Origin of the sequence: Paraburkholderia sp. LEh10, assembly GCF_017814945.1 — a bacterium.
GTDB lineage: Bacteria > Pseudomonadota > Gammaproteobacteria > Burkholderiales > Burkholderiaceae > Paraburkholderia.
This window is the reverse complement of the sequence record NZ_JAGIPX010000015.1, coordinates 64,695-80,312: the sequence shown is the minus strand read 5'-3', so window position 1 is coordinate 80,312 and position 15,618 is coordinate 64,695. Positions and strand designations below refer to the sequence as shown.

The 15,618-nt window shown below is 63.2% G+C and carries 12 protein-coding genes; 5 read left to right on the top strand and 7 right to left on the bottom strand.

Annotated features, from left to right (window positions below; all coding sequences use genetic code 11):
- Nucleotides 1-29 precede the first annotated feature (29 nt).
- Entirely contained in the window at nt 30-2,099 is a 2,070-nt protein-coding gene (mutL, locus tag J8I87_RS15070; protein WP_209932251.1) for a DNA mismatch repair endonuclease MutL, read from the bottom strand.
- A gap of 214 nt (nt 2,100-2,313) precedes the next feature.
- On the opposite strand from mutL, the gene J8I87_RS15065 reads away from it, so the two are divergent.
- Complete coding sequence (locus J8I87_RS15065; RefSeq protein ID WP_209932250.1) at nt 2,314-3,003, top strand: DedA family protein; 690 nt, start codon at nt 2,314-2,316, stop codon at nt 3,001-3,003.
- A 60-nt stretch (nt 3,004-3,063) separates the two neighbouring features.
- Here the strand turns inward: J8I87_RS15065 and J8I87_RS15060 are convergent, their stop codons facing one another.
- From J8I87_RS15060 to J8I87_RS15035, 6 genes are all read right to left on the bottom strand, one after another.
- Nucleotides 3,064-3,876 (bottom strand): mechanosensitive ion channel family protein, encoded by an 813-nt coding sequence (locus J8I87_RS15060; protein WP_209932249.1) that lies wholly within the window; start codon nt 3,874-3,876, stop codon nt 3,064-3,066.
- A 277-nt stretch (nt 3,877-4,153) separates the two neighbouring features.
- The gene (locus J8I87_RS15055; RefSeq protein ID WP_245253948.1) at nt 4,154-4,612 is read right to left on the bottom strand and encodes a hypothetical protein; all 459 of its coding nucleotides are present in this window, start codon (nt 4,610-4,612) and stop codon (nt 4,154-4,156) included.
- Between the two features lie 412 nt (nt 4,613-5,024).
- Nucleotides 5,025-6,089 (bottom strand): GlxA family transcriptional regulator, encoded by a 1,065-nt coding sequence (locus tag J8I87_RS15050; RefSeq protein WP_209932248.1) that lies wholly within the window; start codon nt 6,087-6,089, stop codon nt 5,025-5,027.
- A gap of 225 nt (nt 6,090-6,314) precedes the next feature.
- Nucleotides 6,315-6,788 (bottom strand): GDP-mannose mannosyl hydrolase, encoded by a 474-nt coding sequence (locus J8I87_RS15045; RefSeq protein WP_209932247.1) that lies wholly within the window; start codon nt 6,786-6,788, stop codon nt 6,315-6,317.
- Nucleotides 6,789-6,890: 102 nt separating this feature from the next.
- Nucleotides 6,891-7,031: a hypothetical protein gene (locus tag J8I87_RS15040; protein WP_209932246.1), complete on the bottom strand. Its 141-nt coding sequence runs from the start codon at nt 7,029-7,031 to the stop codon at nt 6,891-6,893.
- Nucleotides 7,032-7,213: 182 nt separating this feature from the next.
- Nucleotides 7,214-9,334 carry a hypothetical protein gene (locus tag J8I87_RS15035; protein WP_245253947.1) on the bottom strand — a complete coding sequence of 707 codons (2,121 nt, stop codon included), beginning with the start codon at nt 9,332-9,334 and terminating at the stop codon, nt 7,214-7,216.
- A 967-nt stretch (nt 9,335-10,301) separates the two neighbouring features.
- On the opposite strand from J8I87_RS15035, the gene J8I87_RS15030 reads away from it, so the two are divergent.
- The 4 genes from J8I87_RS15030 to J8I87_RS15015 all read left to right on the top strand — a co-directional run bounded on the left by J8I87_RS15030 (nt 10,302) and on the right by J8I87_RS15015 (nt 15,618).
- Complete coding sequence (locus tag J8I87_RS15030; protein WP_209932244.1) at nt 10,302-11,306, top strand: GlxA family transcriptional regulator; 1,005 nt, start codon at nt 10,302-10,304, stop codon at nt 11,304-11,306.
- Nucleotides 11,307-11,381: 75 nt separating this feature from the next.
- Nucleotides 11,382-12,974 carry a mannose-1-phosphate guanylyltransferase/mannose-6-phosphate isomerase gene (locus J8I87_RS15025; protein ID WP_245253946.1) on the top strand — a complete coding sequence of 531 codons (1,593 nt, stop codon included), beginning with the start codon at nt 11,382-11,384 and terminating at the stop codon, nt 12,972-12,974.
- A gap of 67 nt (nt 12,975-13,041) precedes the next feature.
- Nucleotides 13,042-14,427, top strand: coding sequence for an undecaprenyl-phosphate glucose phosphotransferase (locus J8I87_RS15020; protein ID WP_209932243.1), 1,386 nt, complete (start codon nt 13,042-13,044; stop codon nt 14,425-14,427).
- 54 nt (nt 14,428-14,481) lie between these two features.
- A complete protein-coding gene (locus J8I87_RS15015) occupies nt 14,482-15,618 on the top strand; it encodes a polysaccharide biosynthesis/export family protein (protein ID WP_209932242.1) in 1,137 nt (378 codons plus the stop codon).

Below are 15,618 nucleotides of genomic sequence, written 5' to 3'. Positions count from 1 at the left end.
GCGTGAGCGGAAAGGGAGCACAGAACGGCTCACTGTCCGCGCATGAAGAGGCGATCGAGGTCGGCGAGCGTCAGCTGATACCACGTCGGACGCCCGTGATTGCATTGATCCGCGCGTTCCGTCGCCTCCATCTGGCGCAACAGCGCGTTCATCTCGTCGAGCGTGAGGCGCCGGTTCGCGCGCACGGCATGATGACACGCGAGCGTGCCCAGCAGTTCATGCTGACGCTCGGTGAGCACGCGCGAGCCGCCGTACGCATGCAGATCGGACAGCACCGCGCGCGCGAGCGACTGCAGGTCGGCATCCTTCAACAGCGCAGGCACGGCGCGAATCGCGATGCTCGTCGGCGACAGCGCGGCGAGATCGAAGCCGAGCGCATCGAGCGTCTCGCGCTCTTCGTCGACCACGCCGATTTCGACGGCATCGGCCGGCATCGACACGGGAATCAACAGCGGCTGCACCGCGATTGTCCGGTCGGCGAGCGCGTTCTTGAACTGCTCGTACAGGATGCGCTCGTGAGCCGCGTGCATATCGACGATCACGAGGCCGCGCGCGTTCTGCGCGAGCACGTAGATGCCGTGGATCTGGCCGAGCGCGAAGCCGAGCGGCTGCTCGTCGTTGGCGTCGAGGCTTTGCGGCGCGGTCGTCCGTTGCGGCTGTTGCGCGAAACTCGCGAAAGGCGAGGCGGGATCGGCAGCGGCGGGATCGGGCGCATCGCGCAGTTCGAGCGTCGTCGTGCCCTGCGCGGTGCCCGCGCCCGTGTCCTTGCGGCCGAACAGCGCGTCGTAGAGCGCGAGCGGTTGGGCGACGGGCAGCGTGCCTTGCGTCATGCGCGCCTGGCGCATCCATGTGTTGCCGGGTTGCGAGCTGCCGCCGTCGCTGACACTGAAGCCGCCGCCAAGCGGCGTCGAGCCGAATGAAGCAGGGGCCGCAGGCGAGGCGGGGGACGCAAAGGGCATGGGATCGATGCGCGCCGCGTGTCCGCCCGACGTCGTTTCCGGCGACGCGCCCGCATGCCGCGCGAGCGCACGCTGCACGGCATGGAACACGAACTGGTGAATCGAGCGTGAATCGCGAAAGCGCACCTCGATCTTCGACGGATGCACGTTGACGTCGACGGCCTCGGGCGGCAGGTCGAGGAACAGCACATACGACGGGTACCGGTCGCCATGCAGCACGTCTTCGTAAGCGGCGCGCACGGCATGCGTGAGCAGCTTGTCGCGCACGAAGCGGCCGTTGACGAAGAAATACTGCTGGTCGGCGCGTCCGCGGCTCGCCGTGGGCAGGCCCGCGCAGCCGTACACGGCAAGCGGCCCGGCCGCTTCGTCGAGGGGCAGATGCGCGGTCGCAAATGTCTCGCCGAGAATCTTCGCGACGCGCGTGGCAGGTTCGCTCGCGTTCCAATGTTCGACGGCACGTCCGTTATGCAGCACCGAAATCGCAACATCCGGCCGCGCGAGCGCGGCGCGGCGGATCATTTCGAGGCAATGGCCCAGCTCGGTCTGTTCGCTCTTCAGAAATTTGCGGCGCGCGGGCGTGTTGAAGTACAGCTCGCGCACCTCGATCGTCGTGCCGCGTGTGCCGGCGGCGGGCGACAGCGCACCCGTCTGCGCGTCGATGCGCATCGCGTGCAAAGCGTTCTCAGTGCGGCTCGTGATGTACATTTCCGTTACCGACGCAATCGACGCCAGCGCTTCGCCGCGAAACCCGAGTGTCGCGACGGCTTCGAGTTCGGCGAGCGAGCGGATCTTGCTCGTCGCGTGACGCATCAGCGCGAGCGCAAGTTCGGATTCGGGAATGCCGCAGCCGTCGTCGGTGATCGAGATGCGCTTCACGCCGCCTTCGTCGAGCAGGATGCGCAGCGTTTTGGCGCCCGCGTCGAGCGCGTTTTCGAGCACCTCTTTCACCACCGACGCCGGCCGCTCGACCACTTCGCCCGCGGCGATCTGGCTGATCAGCTGGTCGGGCAGCGGCTGGATCGCGCGCAACGGACGCGGGGACGGCGTGCTTTCGGCTGCGTTCGCATCGACGCTCATGGCGGGGCTCGACGTGGCATTCGCCCCGGCGGGCGCTTCGGAGGATTCGGGAATCGCGGACATGGCGAAATTATAGCGATTCGTCGCAAGCCGTCTGAACGTGCACACGACGAGCGACTTTTTTTAAGGCCGTGATGGCACTTTCGGTATCATGGCGCGGTCAATTCCAGCTTGGGACGCGATTCGTCATGGCCTCACGTCGTCGTTGACGTTTTGCTCCACCAACGACAGGCCCCCGTAACAGTCACGTCAGCCCTCTGCTTTTAAAGGACGACCTTTGGACACGCTGCTGCAATTCGTCAATCTTGTCCTGCACATCGACAAGTTTCTCGGAGTCTTCATCCACCAATACGGCGCGTGGGTTTACGCGGTGCTGTTCCTGATCATTTTCTGCGAAACGGGTCTCGTGGTGCTGCCGTTTCTGCCCGGCGATTCGCTGCTATTCATCGGCGGCGCGTTCTGCGCGACGGGGGAAATGAACATCGAACTGCTGATCGTGCTGCTGCTCGTCGCCGCCGTTACGGGCAACACGGTGAACTATCTGATCGGCCGGGCAATCGGGCCGAGGGTGTTCAACTCGCACATACCTGTGCTCGAACGCTTCCTCGACCGCGAGGCGCTGCGCAAAACGCACGACTTCTATGAGCGGCATGGCGGCAAGACCATCGTGCTCGCGCGTTTCATTCCTGTGGTGCGGACTTTTGCGCCGTTCGTCGCGGGCGCGTCGCAGATGAGCGTCAAGCGTTTTCAGTTCTTCAATATCGCGGGCGCGCTGTTCTGGGTGCTGCTGCTCACATTGCTCGGCTTCTTCTTCGGCAACATTCCGTTTATCCGCCAGTATCTGAACGTGATCGTGCTGGTCGGCATCGGCGCGGCGATCGTGCCCGTGGCGCTTGGCGCACTTTGGAAGTTGATGCGCAGCAAGCGTCAGCCGACGCGATCGGCGAGCAATCACAGCGGTCATTGACTCAATACGATCAGACGCCGCAAGCAAGTCGCGGCGCCTGATCGTCCGGTTTTGGGCTCGTTATGGAGCGGTGCGCCGCACGACGGGGGTTTCCGGCGTCGGATAGCCCGCCTCGCGAAACGTCTCGACGATTGCCCGGTTGGTGTCGAAATAGACCTGCCAGTAGTTGTCGTTGTGTGTATAAGGCCGCACGCACAGCATCGGCCCTTCGGGCGTGAACGACAACACTTCGACATCGGGCGCAGGGGTCTGCGCCACGTTCGGAATCTTCGTGACGGCGTCGCGTAGGCGGTTCGCTGCGTCCACGGGGTCCACGCCGTTCGCGACCTTCGCCGTCAGCTCGACGCGGCGCACCGGCTGCGCGCTGAAGTTCGAGATCACGCCCGAGAAGATCGTGTTGTTGCCGACGATGGTCTGCACGTTGTCGGGCGTGATGATGGTCGTGCCGAACAGGCCGAGTTCCTGAACCGTGCCCGTCACGCCGCCTGCCGTCACGAAGTCGCCGACCTTGAATGGCCGCAGCACCTGCATGAAGACGCCCGCCGCGAAGTGCGCGAGCAGGCCGCCCCATGCGGTGCCGATCGCGAGACCGAAGCCCGCGAGCAACGCCGCGAACGACGTGGTCTGCACGCCGAACACCTGCAGGATCGCGAGAACGAGCAGCAGGTTCAGCACCGCGCCGAGGATCGAGCCCAGGTAATGTGCAAGCGTCGGATCGACCTTGCTGTTGCGCGCGAGCAGCTTGCGCATCAGGCTGATGACGAGTCCGATGGCCCATCGCCCGATGATCCATAAAACGATCGCGCCGAGTACCTTGGTCCCGAAGTCGATGCCTCGGGTCATCATGAAGACGCGTATGGATTCTATGTCCACGATTCCCTCGCTTGAGTCGGTTTGCGTATGACTGACCGTGTTCATGCGATGGCGCAGCGGACTCGAGGCGGATCAGCAGGACAAGTCCGCTAGAGGGAACGACGCCGCGTCCAGCGCTTTTACTGCACGACGTTTTATCCGGTACGGCGAACGGCCTGCGAGGCCACGTTGCCTGAAATGAGAGAAGCGACGGCGCACCTGCCGTCGCTTGCAATCATCGAGTGTTATAGGCGACGGCGCGAGCGTTAGCAAGACATATTCCCGCCACGCCTACCGTCTACATCGGCAGTCGCGAATCGGTGTACGGTGACGTGCCGATGACAGGCGGTTTGTTCGATGCCTCGGCCGGCTTGCGGCTGCGCACGCGCGCCAGACAGATGGCGATCGCGCTGGCCGCCGCATACGCGGCGAGGCGCGCAACGAAGGCTCCCGTGGTGCTGAACCGGCCGTAGCGCGCCTGAGAATCGGCGAACACGAGGAACGTCAATGCCGCATCGAATAGCAGCGCGAGCGCGACGAACACGACGAACGCGAGGTAGCCGTTCGCTTTTGCGTCAGGCTTCATCCAGTTGATTACACAACATGCCGCCAGCATAACGGCCAGGATGATCAGGTTCGAAATCAGATCGAGCAGGAAGTTGATCATGACGTTGAGATGAAAGCGTTGCGTTGCGAGCGTCGCTCGCCGTATGCCGTCGATGCGTTGCAAGGACCTGGAGCGTAGCGGCGCGATCATTACACGTCTTCTCATCTCGATAAATGCAAATATAGGTACTCCGGAATAAAGCGTTGGGATACCACGACAGGCAATAAGCGGTTGTGACTGATTCGAATGCCGAATGTGAAAAAGGCCCTTTTTCGATTTCAACCTGATGGCGATCGATGAGCCGAGCGCCAGGACATCGGCGGCGCAGCGGATGGTGGGGCTTGTCGTGCGCGCGTGAAAGGGACGAAGAAGCTTGCGCGGCGCTGCTTCGGGCGCGTAAGCGGTGGACATGCGGCGGGAGCGCACAAGACGCGCGAAAAGAGGGAACCGTGCCGGCGCCTTTTAGGGCCACCAACGTTATTTTTGTTATGTGCTTCTCCCCGCCGTCATGCGTAGATACGTGATCCCTGCATGTCGGAACGGTGTGTTTGAAGGTCTTCGATCAGTTCTTGGCGATCCTGTGGCGATGCGCTGCACGGTAGTCCGTCGGCGAAATCGACAGGCGCTTGCGGAATATTTTCGCGAGCCCGTCGCCACTGCGTACACCGCAGCGGCGCGCGATGCCGTCGATCGACATGTCGGTTTCCGTGAGCAGCAGGCAGCTTGCGTCGAGCCGCGCGCGCAAAAGGTACTCCGACGGCGTGAGCCCGACTTGCGCCTTGAAGCGGCGCAGGAAATTGCGCTCGCTCATCTTCGCCACTTCGGCCGCTTCGGCCACCGAGATGTGACGCGTGTAATTCTCGCGGATCCAGTGCGCGGCCGTCGTGATCTTGCGGCTGATGCCTTTCTTCTCATCGTCGTCGAGGATCGCGTCGAGACGGCGCGATGCGCCCGACAGCGCGCGTTCGGACACGAGCCGCGCCATCGGCGTGCCGTGGTCGCGCTTGATGACGGTCAGCGCGGCCGCGATCGAACGCAATGGCGCGTCGACATCGACGGACCCGCCGGGCTCGGTCTGCCATTGCGTTTCGTTGGGAATGGGGGCGAGGGGCAAGCCTCGTGAATCAGTCGGGCGAGGCATGCTGCGCCAGCCGCGCCGCTCGAATGCCAGATCGGCGGCGGCCAGGACGGCGAGGCCCTCGTCGATCGCCTTGACCACGCGGATCTTCGGCGCGACAGCGCGCAGCCGGCGAATCAGCCGCTCGTTCGCCTTCGCCCGCGAAGCGCCGGGACCGCCGACGATGAACAGCGTATCGAAGCCGTTCAAAAGCGGCCCATTGAGGCTCTCCGTCCACACGCGCAGCGAACAGCTGCTCAAGACGCTCCCGCCCATTTCGGAGAGCATCACGATCGAATACGAAGGCTCGACGCCAGCGCCCACGCTGCCGGACTCGTCAGCCTGGGCCTCATTGGCGAGCCGGAATGCGTCGGCAAGCAGACACACGTCGCTTAACGGAAACCGTTCAAAAACGAGAATGCCGATGCGTTTGACCATGTGCCCGACGTAGACGACTGAGTTGAACGAGGTTGAATCCAGCCACCGACTCACCGCGTGCTCATATCGCATCGTCTGTCTCCAGTGCCTCGTACGGCTAAAAATTGAAGGTCTGCGTGCTTTGGGTCCATCATAGGCCGTCGTCTTCGCTCGCTGGCGCTCTCAGTCGGAATTCGACGGGAAGTTGGCAGATGGGCTCGATATTCGCCGAATGCGCTGGCGTATCGATGCTGATCAATCGACTCATCGAGGTACGCCAGCTCGGGCGACCGGCTGGTTTGCAACGGACGGCTGGCCCTAGCGGAAATACGCCTTCGTGTTGTCATGCACGTCCTCGCGCTCGAGCAGCGCTTCGGGTGTGAGCCAGATATAGCGGCTGTGCTGGTCGAAGCGGCCCACCGAGGCCGTATTCTCCAGCGTCAGGAAGTAGGCGATCACGACGTAGTGCGTCGTGATCGCGTCCACGGCCGCGAAGTTGTCGGCGTACAGGTGTTCGAACAGACCGCAAAAGCGTGCCGCCGAACGCTCCATGCCCGCGATGCCGAGTTCCGAGTCGACGATGCGCGTGAACGCCGCGTCGAGCCGCTCGTTCTTGCATATGCGGCCGCCCGGCACGAACCACGTGCCGAGCGCGGGCCGATTGCGCCGATGGCCGACCAGCACGCGGCCCGAGTAATCGGACACGATCAGGTCGATCGACACGAGCGGCGTCAACCGGACCACCTGGAGAAAATCGTCCGCGTCGAGAAAATTGGCGCATGTGCCGGCCATGTCTCTCTCTCGTCATGTTGTGTAGTTGACGCCGCCGCGTGGCGACGCCTCGTGCGGCGAGCGCCCGACGCGCGGCCGGGGTGCGCGGCGCTCGCGCATCGTTTATTGATCGGTGCCGTTGCCGAAGAGCCGCGACGAGATGCCGAACAATAGCGCGACAACGCCGGCCGTTGCCGCGCTCAAGACCAGCGCGCAAGCCAGCGTCGCGACCGTCGCCATCATGATCCATGCCAAACCACTCATCAGACCGTTCCACCGTCGTGCCCGCGTGTGCGTCCGCTGCTCCGCAGAACGGGTCCCGCGAGGCTTGCGGCATTGCACAGAGTCTAGCCGCAGCAATAAACGGTGGTTCTGTCGTCTCACGCCTAAATCCCGTCTTGGTTGGCCATTTCGCCGCGCAGTGCGCGCACAACGACGGCGTGCCGTTATGGGGCAACATACCCCGCCGGCGTCGTGACGTTGGCCTTCATCACGGCCGCGTTCGACGACACCACGTAGAGCGGCGTCTCCGTCAGCGCGAGCGTCACGTAGCCGTTTGCGTAGGCCACGCTCGATGGATTGCCCATCATGTCGAACACGGTCACCTTGCCCGTGCTGCCGGGCGCATCGACTTGCAGGCGCCACTTGACGCCCGCCGTCGGATCGAAGTGCGTCGACTTGTTCCACTTCGCGTTGTCGTGCGTCCACGCGGCCGTGATGACCTTGCCGCCGTTCAGGCGTTCGAACGCGTATGCATAGACGCCTGCCGGCGTGCGCTTGACGGGGCCGAGCGTGGCCGTGCCGTCGATGAGCCGCGTCATCGCCGCGATGCCGAGCGCGGCGGGCTTCGGACTGATGATGCCCGGGCCGAACGTGCCCTTCGGATGATCGAGGTCGAAGAACACGCCGTAGCCCGGCGTCGCGGCGGGCGAGTCGTTCGAATAGAAGATGTAGGTCATGTCCGCGCCTTCGCCGAGCAGAATCAGATGCGTGCGCGCGACGACTGCGCCCTGTGCGTACAGCACATCGTTTGGCGGATAGTGCGGGCCGTATTCGTCGCCGTTGTCGTAGCTGATGCCCGTCTCTGTCACGAACAGCTTCGCGCCCGGCCTGTACCGCTCGACCATCACGCGGCGCAGCGCGCGCATCGCGGTCGGCAGCGCGTACTGTGCCTGCTGCGGGTCGCTTGCATTCATCAGACGCTCGGGAGGGTGTGACGGGCTGTTGCCGTTCGGATCGTAATAGCCGTGAATCGCGATGCCATCGAGGTATTTCGCCAGCCCGAGCGGCGCGAGGCGTTTGAGCCATTCGACGTTGGCGACCACGGAGCCGTACGTCGGCCCCATCACGACCGCGTTCGGATCGGTTGCGTGAATGCCTTCGTACACGACCTTGTACAGCTCGACGAAGTTCCCATCGGTGTCGCGCCACGGCAGGCCGCCCTCGGCGTCGGGCTCCCATGTGACCTGATAGTAGTTGCCCGACTGCGTCGGGAACACCGTGCTTCGCGCGCGGCTCGATTCGGTGCCGACGCGCTGCATGTAGTCGCGCAATGCAGTCGCCGATTTCGGCAGATAGCTGTGTGTCTGCTTGCCCGTCGGGCTCACCCAGCCTGGAAAGCCATCGAGCTGGATCAGCCGGAGCAGGTCGCCTTTGCGCAACCATGGCTCGAGTTGCCGCGTATCCGGGTTGAACGTGTCGGCGCGGTCGGGTTCCTCCTTGTACCAGTTGCGGTTGTCATTGATCCATGTGAGACCGAGCCGGGTGTAGAGAGGCCGATAGCCGTCGCCGTCGCAGCAGCGCTCGCCCGGCGCGATGAACGCGGTCCCCTGGCCGCCGAAGCGGTGCAGGTCCGCGCGCGGGAAATGCACGGGCGGCACGCTCGCGGAGACGTCGGGCAGCACGCCGAACGTGACGATTCCTGCGGGCCGCGTGCCGCGTGCGGGCAGTTGCCCATGTTCCTGTTCCAGCGATGCCGACAACGCGAAGTAGCCCGCGAGCGACGACGTGCAGTTCAACGTGACCTGGCGCGCGCCCTGTGCGACGCCATACGCGCCGCTTGCCTGCTCCGTGCCCCACGCATCGCGAATCCGCCAGGCGAGCGTGTCGTCGCGCGCCGCGCGCGTCGTGATCACGATCTGAAACGAATGGTCTAACGTAAAGAGGCGCGTGCCGTCGCTGCCGGGGGTATCCCCTTCGATGAGATCGCCTTGCGCGTTTCCTGCCGCGGCATCCGGCGATTTGTCACAACGCAGTGCTTGAGCGCTGTTCGCACGAAGCGGCGCCTTGATCGGCGCAGCGTTGCCCTCCCACCGAGCGTGCGCGGATGCTGCCCCGGCCGCGCTTGCGGAAGTGTCGGCCGTTGCTTTCACATCTGAAATCCAGCACTGCTTGACGTCTCCCGGCGACGGATCGCCGAATACGCCGTTATCACATGACGTGCCATTGCTCAGTGATTTGACGACGTCGTGCGCCTGCGTGCCGTAGCGCACGTCGCGAGTGCCGCTGAACGCGCAGCTGCCGTTTTCGTCTGCGCACTTCGTCCAGCTACGCGCTTGCGGGTCCATTGCTTTGGCGCTTTGCTCGCTATCGGCAGAGGCGCTGTCACAGCCGCTCACTATCGCCGCGGCCAGCATTACCGATAGCAAGGTGGGCAGAGCTAAACACTTGCCCTTTAAATCGAAACAAAGCCGCAGCCGCAATACGTACGTTTTGCCGGGAAAATCGCCGCCATCAGTCATTCTTTCCCCCGCGTCGGTATGGATGACGGGTTAGCGCAATGGAGCGACCAAGATTACACCGTCGAGTTAGCAAGAATTCGACGTTGTCTAGTGCTTCTGCGCAACGGGCATGGCGGATGGATACGAATGTTGCGCCGTTACGACGCACGTGCCCGGCGGATTTCGACTAATGGGCGCGACCCCACTTTCTGCACCGCTGTGCGCGGTAGGGAACGGTCTGTGCGCATCCGTACGGTGTTCAATGCTCATGTTGGCGGTCCTTCGGTAGCGCTTGTACGCCGTCTCGCAACGCTCGATGTTTCGCATTTGAAACATTAATGGCTTTGTTTATGGGGATACTCGAAAAGGAAAAGAAGAAATTATTCGGATTTGGTTTTCGGATTCTTATAATGCTAATTCGTAGACCTGTGTGCGCGTTTACCTTCACATCATTGACGGTTTGATTTCATTTTATAAGAAGGCAGTGGCCGCCGGTGCGAAGATTGTACATGTGCAACAAGTTGTAATCGTTTGTGTCAGGCGTGGCGGGGCGTTGGAATAAGTGGCAGGGGTCGCTTATTCGTCTTATCAAATGCCGGATTCGGTCGGACATTCAGGTAGTAATAACCAGCTTTACTCAATCTGTTAAATGCAGGCTGAAAGCGGGTTATCAAGGATCGGACCGAATACGCCAATACATCGTCAGTTTCAGTCAGTGGCCGATGTGATTGTTTTTTTAATGCGTATGATGCACTGCACATCGCATGCATTTATCTAGTTCTTTCCACGCCGGAATGGTCAAGGGGGAAGAGTCATGGCGTATGCAAGTCTTGAATCACCGATGGTCGGATGGGTGCGAGCGCCTGAGCGCAGCGCGCACTACGCTGCCGCCACTCGCCATATCGCAATTCTGCTGTTCGATGGCTGCTCCCTCCTTGGTGCCGGCATTGTTGCAGAGGTCTTCCACGCGGCTAACGAACTGTCTTCATCCGCCAATCGCAACTGGACTTACGACGTCAGCTTCCTTTCGGCCGCCGGTGGCAACATCACGTGCTCGTCGTCGATCCGCGTCTGGACGGATGGGCTCGATGCGCGTCACTACATGGGCTTCGATGCGCTGTTCGTCGCGGGCGGCAAAGGCGCGCGCACAGCGGCCCGCGACGAACGGCTCATCGCCTGGCTGCGCCGCGTCCATGCGAACACGAGCACGGTGCGTCCGATCGGCGAAGGGAAGTCGCTGCTTGAGGCGGCCTGCATCAACGGCGTCGAGCAGCGCGATTTCGGCAATTACAACAACGCGCGCGAGGAGAACGACGAGCGCAACGGCACAGAAGCAAACGATCGCCTCGATTCGATGAAGAGCGCGCTGATGCTGATCAAGCGCGATCTGGGCATCGACGTGGCGCGCAACGTCGCCGAACGCCTGATGCCCGACGCGGGCGACAGCCTCGTGTCGCTGCTCGGCGACAGCACGGGCCGCAGTCCCGCGGACAAGGTGCGCGCCGCGGCGCGCTGGCTGCAAGAGAACTGTCAGCGCTCGATCTCGATCGCTGACGCGGCCCAGGTGGCCGCCATGAGCGAACGCAATTTCCTGCGTCGCTTCAAGATGGAAGTGGGCGTCACTCCGTCCGACTACCTGCTGCACGCAAGGCTCGCGATTACCTGCAGCCTGTTGACCGATTCCGAACTGCCCGTCGACAAGATCGCGCGGCGCACGGGAATGGGCAACGGCGACCGGCTGGCGAAAATCTTCCGTAAGCGGATGAAAGTCTCGCCGACGGAATACCGGATGCGAACCCGGCGCGAGGCGGGCATCTAGCCGCCCGCCGGGAACGGCAGTGTGTTCCGGGCCGTCATGCTTGGGCATCACTGGCGGACACTAAGGAGTACGTAGATGCTTATTGACCAGAACAATCCAACGAATGCAGCAGGACCGGCCAGCCCGTTGCCGGACTGCACGCATATCGTGCCGGTGATCCTGGCGGGCGGTTCGGGCACGCGCCTGTGGCCGATGTCGCGTGAGAACTTCCCGAAGCAACTGATTGGCGTAGTCGGTTCGGAGTCGCTGCTGCAGGACACGGTTCATCGGATGAATGGCTTTCCGGCGGGCTGGGATGTGTCGAATGCGCCCGTTGTCGTATGTGGCGAAGAACATCGCTTCGTGATCGCCGAGCAACTGACGTGCAGCGCCTGCACGCCGCGGCTCATCGTCGAGCCGGCGCGGCGCGACACGGCGCCGGCGCTCACGCTGGCGGCCGCGCTGGCGTGCGCGAACGGCGACGATGCGATTCTCGTCGTGATGCCGTCCGATCATTCGATCGCCGACGTGCCCGCCTTGCAGCGCGCACTCGACGTGGCCGCGCGCCACGCTCAGCGCGGTGCGATCGCGACGCTCGGCGTGCCGCCGCGCGCGCCGGAAACGGGCTTTGGCTATATCCGGGTGGGCAAGAAGCTCGATGACGAAGCGCGCGAGATCGACGGCTTCGTCGAAAAGCCGGCGGCCGAGCTTGCGAAGCAGTACGTCGCGCAGGGCACGTACTGGTGGAACAGTGGCATCTACATCGTGCGCGCGAGCGTGTGGCTCGCGACGCTGCAATCGCTGCAGCCCGACATGCATGCGGCGTGTCTCGCGTCGTTCGTGCAGGGGCAGTTCGACGGCACGACTTTCCGCCCGGCGGCGGACGCGTTCGAGCGCTCGCCCGCCGACTCGATCGACTACGCGGTGATGGAGCGGCTGAACGCCTCGACGGGCTGGACCTCGGCGGGCGTCGTCGTGCCGCTCGACGCGGGCTGGTCCGATCTCGGCTCGTGGGACGCCGTATGGGCCGCGCAGCCGAAGGACGAAGCCGGCAACGTCGGACGCGGACGCGTGATGTTCGAAGGCGCAGTCTCCAGCTACGCGCATTCGGATGGGCGGCTCGTCGCGTGTGTCGGCACGACGAACGTCGTCGTCGTCGAAACGGCGGATGCCGTGCTCGTCGCCGACCGCTCACGGGTGCAGGACGTGAAGGGGCTCGTCGCGCGCATCAAGGCGCAGAAGGCGCCCGAGGCCGACGCGCATCGCAAGGTGCGCCGCCCGTGGGGTTTCTACGATTCGATCGATCACGGCGACCGTTTCCAGGTGAAGCGCATCGTCGTCACGCCGGGCGCGAAGCTCTCGCTGCAACTGCATCACCATCGCGCTGAACACTGGGTCGTCGTGCGCGGCACGGCGCTCGTCACGCGCGGCGAAGAGCAGTTTCTGCTGACGGAGAACGAATCGACCTACATTCCGCTCGGCGTGCGCCATCGGCTCGAAAACCCGGGCAAGGTGCCGCTCGAGATTATCGAGGTGCAGTCGGGCTCGTATCTCGGCGAAGACGACATCGTGCGCTTCGACGATACATACGGGCGGTGTGGACAGACGCAAGGCCAGAGCGAGTCGCACGGCAATGGCCAGAGCCAGGGGCAGGGCACGGGGCCGGGCCCGACCTTCAACGCAGGCTAGTTGCGCGGCGGCGATTCACGCAGCACCACCCAAAAGGCAACGAACGACGAATGGCAGGGTGAACGTTATGCGGGACCTACAGGATTTCTTCGCGAGGGTAGCGGACGTGGCGCTGATTCTGGTCGGCGCGGCCGTTGCTTCGCAGATCCGCTTCGACGAATTCTCGCAGCGAGGGTTTTACGACGCGTTCGTCCTTTTTTCTGGAGCTTTTGCACTGGCGATCTTCCCGGCGTTCGGTGTTTACGAGTCCTGGCGCGGCCGCTCGAAGCTTGCGCTCGCCGGGCAGGTCGCGCTCGCATGGATCGTCGTGCAGGGCTGCGCGCTCGCGCTGATGTATTCGCTGCACCACATCGATATCGTTTCGCGGTTGTGGTTCGCGTACTGGACGGCTATGGCGGGCGGGCTGCTGATCGCATGGCGGCTGATCGCGCATGCCGTGCTGGCTCGCGCGCGCAAGCACGGATGGAATCTGCATCAGGTGGCTATCGTCGGCAGCGGCGGGCATTGCGACCAGATCCTGCGCCGCATCGAATCGCAGCCGGCCACGGGTTTTCGCGCGACGGCCGTGTTGAATACGCATCCCGAAGAGTCGCCGCTGACGAATCCGCGCGTCACCTGCTTCGATACGCAGCAGGCGTTCGCCGATTACGTGCGCACCAACGACGTGCACGAACTGTGGCTTGCGCTGTCGCTGACCGACGAGCGCACGATCTTTCGTCTCGTCACCGAGTTTCGCAATGATCTCGTCAACATCCGCTTCGTGCCGGACGTGCGCAGCCTGGCGCTGTTCGACACCAGCAGCGTGATCGAGCTGCTCGGCCTGCCCGCGATCAACCTTGTCGCGTCGCCGCTGTCGGCGCGCGCGCTCTTCAAGAAGGATCTGTTCGACCGCGTGTTCGCGATGAGCGCGATCATCGGCCTCGCGCCGCTTCTGCTCGCGATTGCAATCGCCGTGAAGCTGTCGTCGCCCGGACCGGTGTTCTTCAGGCAGAAGCGCAAGGGCGCCGATGGCCGTGTCTTCACGATCTACAAGTTCCGCTCGATGCGCGTGCATACGGAGGAAGCCGGCAAGGTCAGCCAGGCGACTCGCGACGATCCGCGCATTACGAGGATCGGCGCGTTTCTTCGCCGCACAAGTCTTGACGAGCTGCCGCAGTTCTTCAATGTGCTGCGCGGCGACATGTCCGTGGTCGGGCCACGCCCCCACGCACTCGAACACGACGATCTATATCAGAAGGTCGTGGCCGGCTATATCCATCGATACAGGATCAAGCCGGGTATCACAGGCTGGGCGCAAATCAACGGTTTTCGCGGGGAGACCGATCGCATCGAAAAGATGGAGAGGCGCGTAGCGCATGATCTGTATTACCTGGGGCACTGGACCTTCTGGCTCGATATGCGAATCATCGGCGCCACGATTGTCAGGGGCTTCATTCATACCAACGCATATTGAACGGGGAGCACGCCAATGAAAAAGGATCAAGCCCCCGCGCTAGGAGGAAATGCCATGAAAAGGATTCGAACAGGCCTTTGTGCGCCGCTCGTGCTATCGATGACTGTGCTGCTGTCTGCGTGCAGCATCGTGCCCGGACAGCGGATGATCACGCCTCCCACGTTGCCGGAGTCGGGCGGCGAGTACAGCAGCGAAGCCGAATCGACGGTTCAGATTCCCGTCACCGACATCAATCTGAAACTCCTGCGCACCATGAAGGGACAAACGACGGAACTGAACCAGCAGATTTCGTCGCTCTTCAGCCCCAGGCCGCCCAGCTATAAGCTCGGGCCGGGGGACGTCCTGCAGATCACTGTCTGGGATCACCCGGAACTGGCGGCCGCGCTCGGCCAGCCGTCGCCGACCAGCAACAAGAGCGACCCCGGCATTGGTTTTCTCGTCGATGCCGACGGCAACATCCAGTTCCCGTACGCGGGCACGTTGCACGTGGGCGGCAAGGATGCGACGCAGGTGCAAAAAGAGTTGTACAAGAAGCTGAGCGTCGTCTATTCGAAGCCTGAAGTGACGGTGCGGGTCGCGTCGTTCCGGTCGTCGCAGGTTTATGTGGACGGCGAAGTGCACGCACCCGGGCCCGCTCAGATCAACGACATTCCGATGTCGCTGACGGAAGCGATCAACCGCACGGGTGGCTTCACGCCGAATGCCGATCAGAGCCACGTCGAGCTGACGCGCGAAGGCAAGACGTACGAAATCAACGTACCCGATCTGGTCCGCCGTGGCCGCGCTCCGACGTCGATCTATCTGCAGGCCGGCGACATGCTGCGCGTCGGCGCGCGCGACGAGTACGGCGTCTACCTGATGGGCGAAGTCAACAAGCCGGCGACCATCCTGCCGATGCGCGACGGGCGTCTCACGCTCGCCGAAGCGCTGTCGCAGGCGGGCAGCATCAACTCGAACACGGCTGCGGCGAAGCAACTGTTTGTGATCCGCAATTCGATGAGCGAGAAGCCCGAGATTTTCCACCTCGATGCAACCTCGCCGACGTCGATGGTGCTCGCGAACCAGTTCAATCTGGAGCCGAAGGATGTCGTGTACGTCGACAACAACGGTCTCGTGAAATTCAACCGCGTGCTGAATCTGCTCTTGCCCGCGATCAACGCTGGCGTGACGGCGGCGCTGCTCGCGAAGTAA

Excerpts from the sequence above, each read along its gene's own strand:
- J8I87_RS15050 (WP_209932248.1), bottom strand. The coding sequence starts at position 6,089 with ATGCGATATGAGCACGCGGTGAGTCGGTGGCTGGATTCAACCTCGTTC.
- J8I87_RS15045 (WP_209932247.1), bottom strand. The coding sequence starts at position 6,788 with ATGGCCGGCACATGCGCCAATTTTCTCGACGCGGACGATTTTCTCCAG.
- mutL (WP_209932251.1), bottom strand. The coding sequence starts at position 2,099 with ATGTCCGCGATTCCCGAATCCTCCGAAGCGCCCGCCGGGGCGAATGCC.
- J8I87_RS15020 (WP_209932243.1), top strand. The coding sequence starts at position 13,042 with ATGCGGGACCTACAGGATTTCTTCGCGAGGGTAGCGGACGTGGCGCTG.
- J8I87_RS15025 (WP_245253946.1), top strand. The coding sequence starts at position 11,382 with ATGCTTATTGACCAGAACAATCCAACGAATGCAGCAGGACCGGCCAGC.
- J8I87_RS15035 (WP_245253947.1), bottom strand. The coding sequence starts at position 9,334 with ATGGACCCGCAAGCGCGTAGCTGGACGAAGTGCGCAGACGAAAACGGC.
- J8I87_RS15055 (WP_245253948.1), bottom strand. The coding sequence starts at position 4,612 with ATGATCGCGCCGCTACGCTCCAGGTCCTTGCAACGCATCGACGGCATA.
- J8I87_RS15030 (WP_209932244.1), top strand. The coding sequence starts at position 10,302 with ATGGCGTATGCAAGTCTTGAATCACCGATGGTCGGATGGGTGCGAGCG.
- J8I87_RS15015 (WP_209932242.1), top strand. The coding sequence starts at position 14,482 with ATGAAAAGGATTCGAACAGGCCTTTGTGCGCCGCTCGTGCTATCGATG.
- J8I87_RS15040 (WP_209932246.1), bottom strand. The coding sequence starts at position 7,031 with ATGAGTGGTTTGGCATGGATCATGATGGCGACGGTCGCGACGCTGGCT.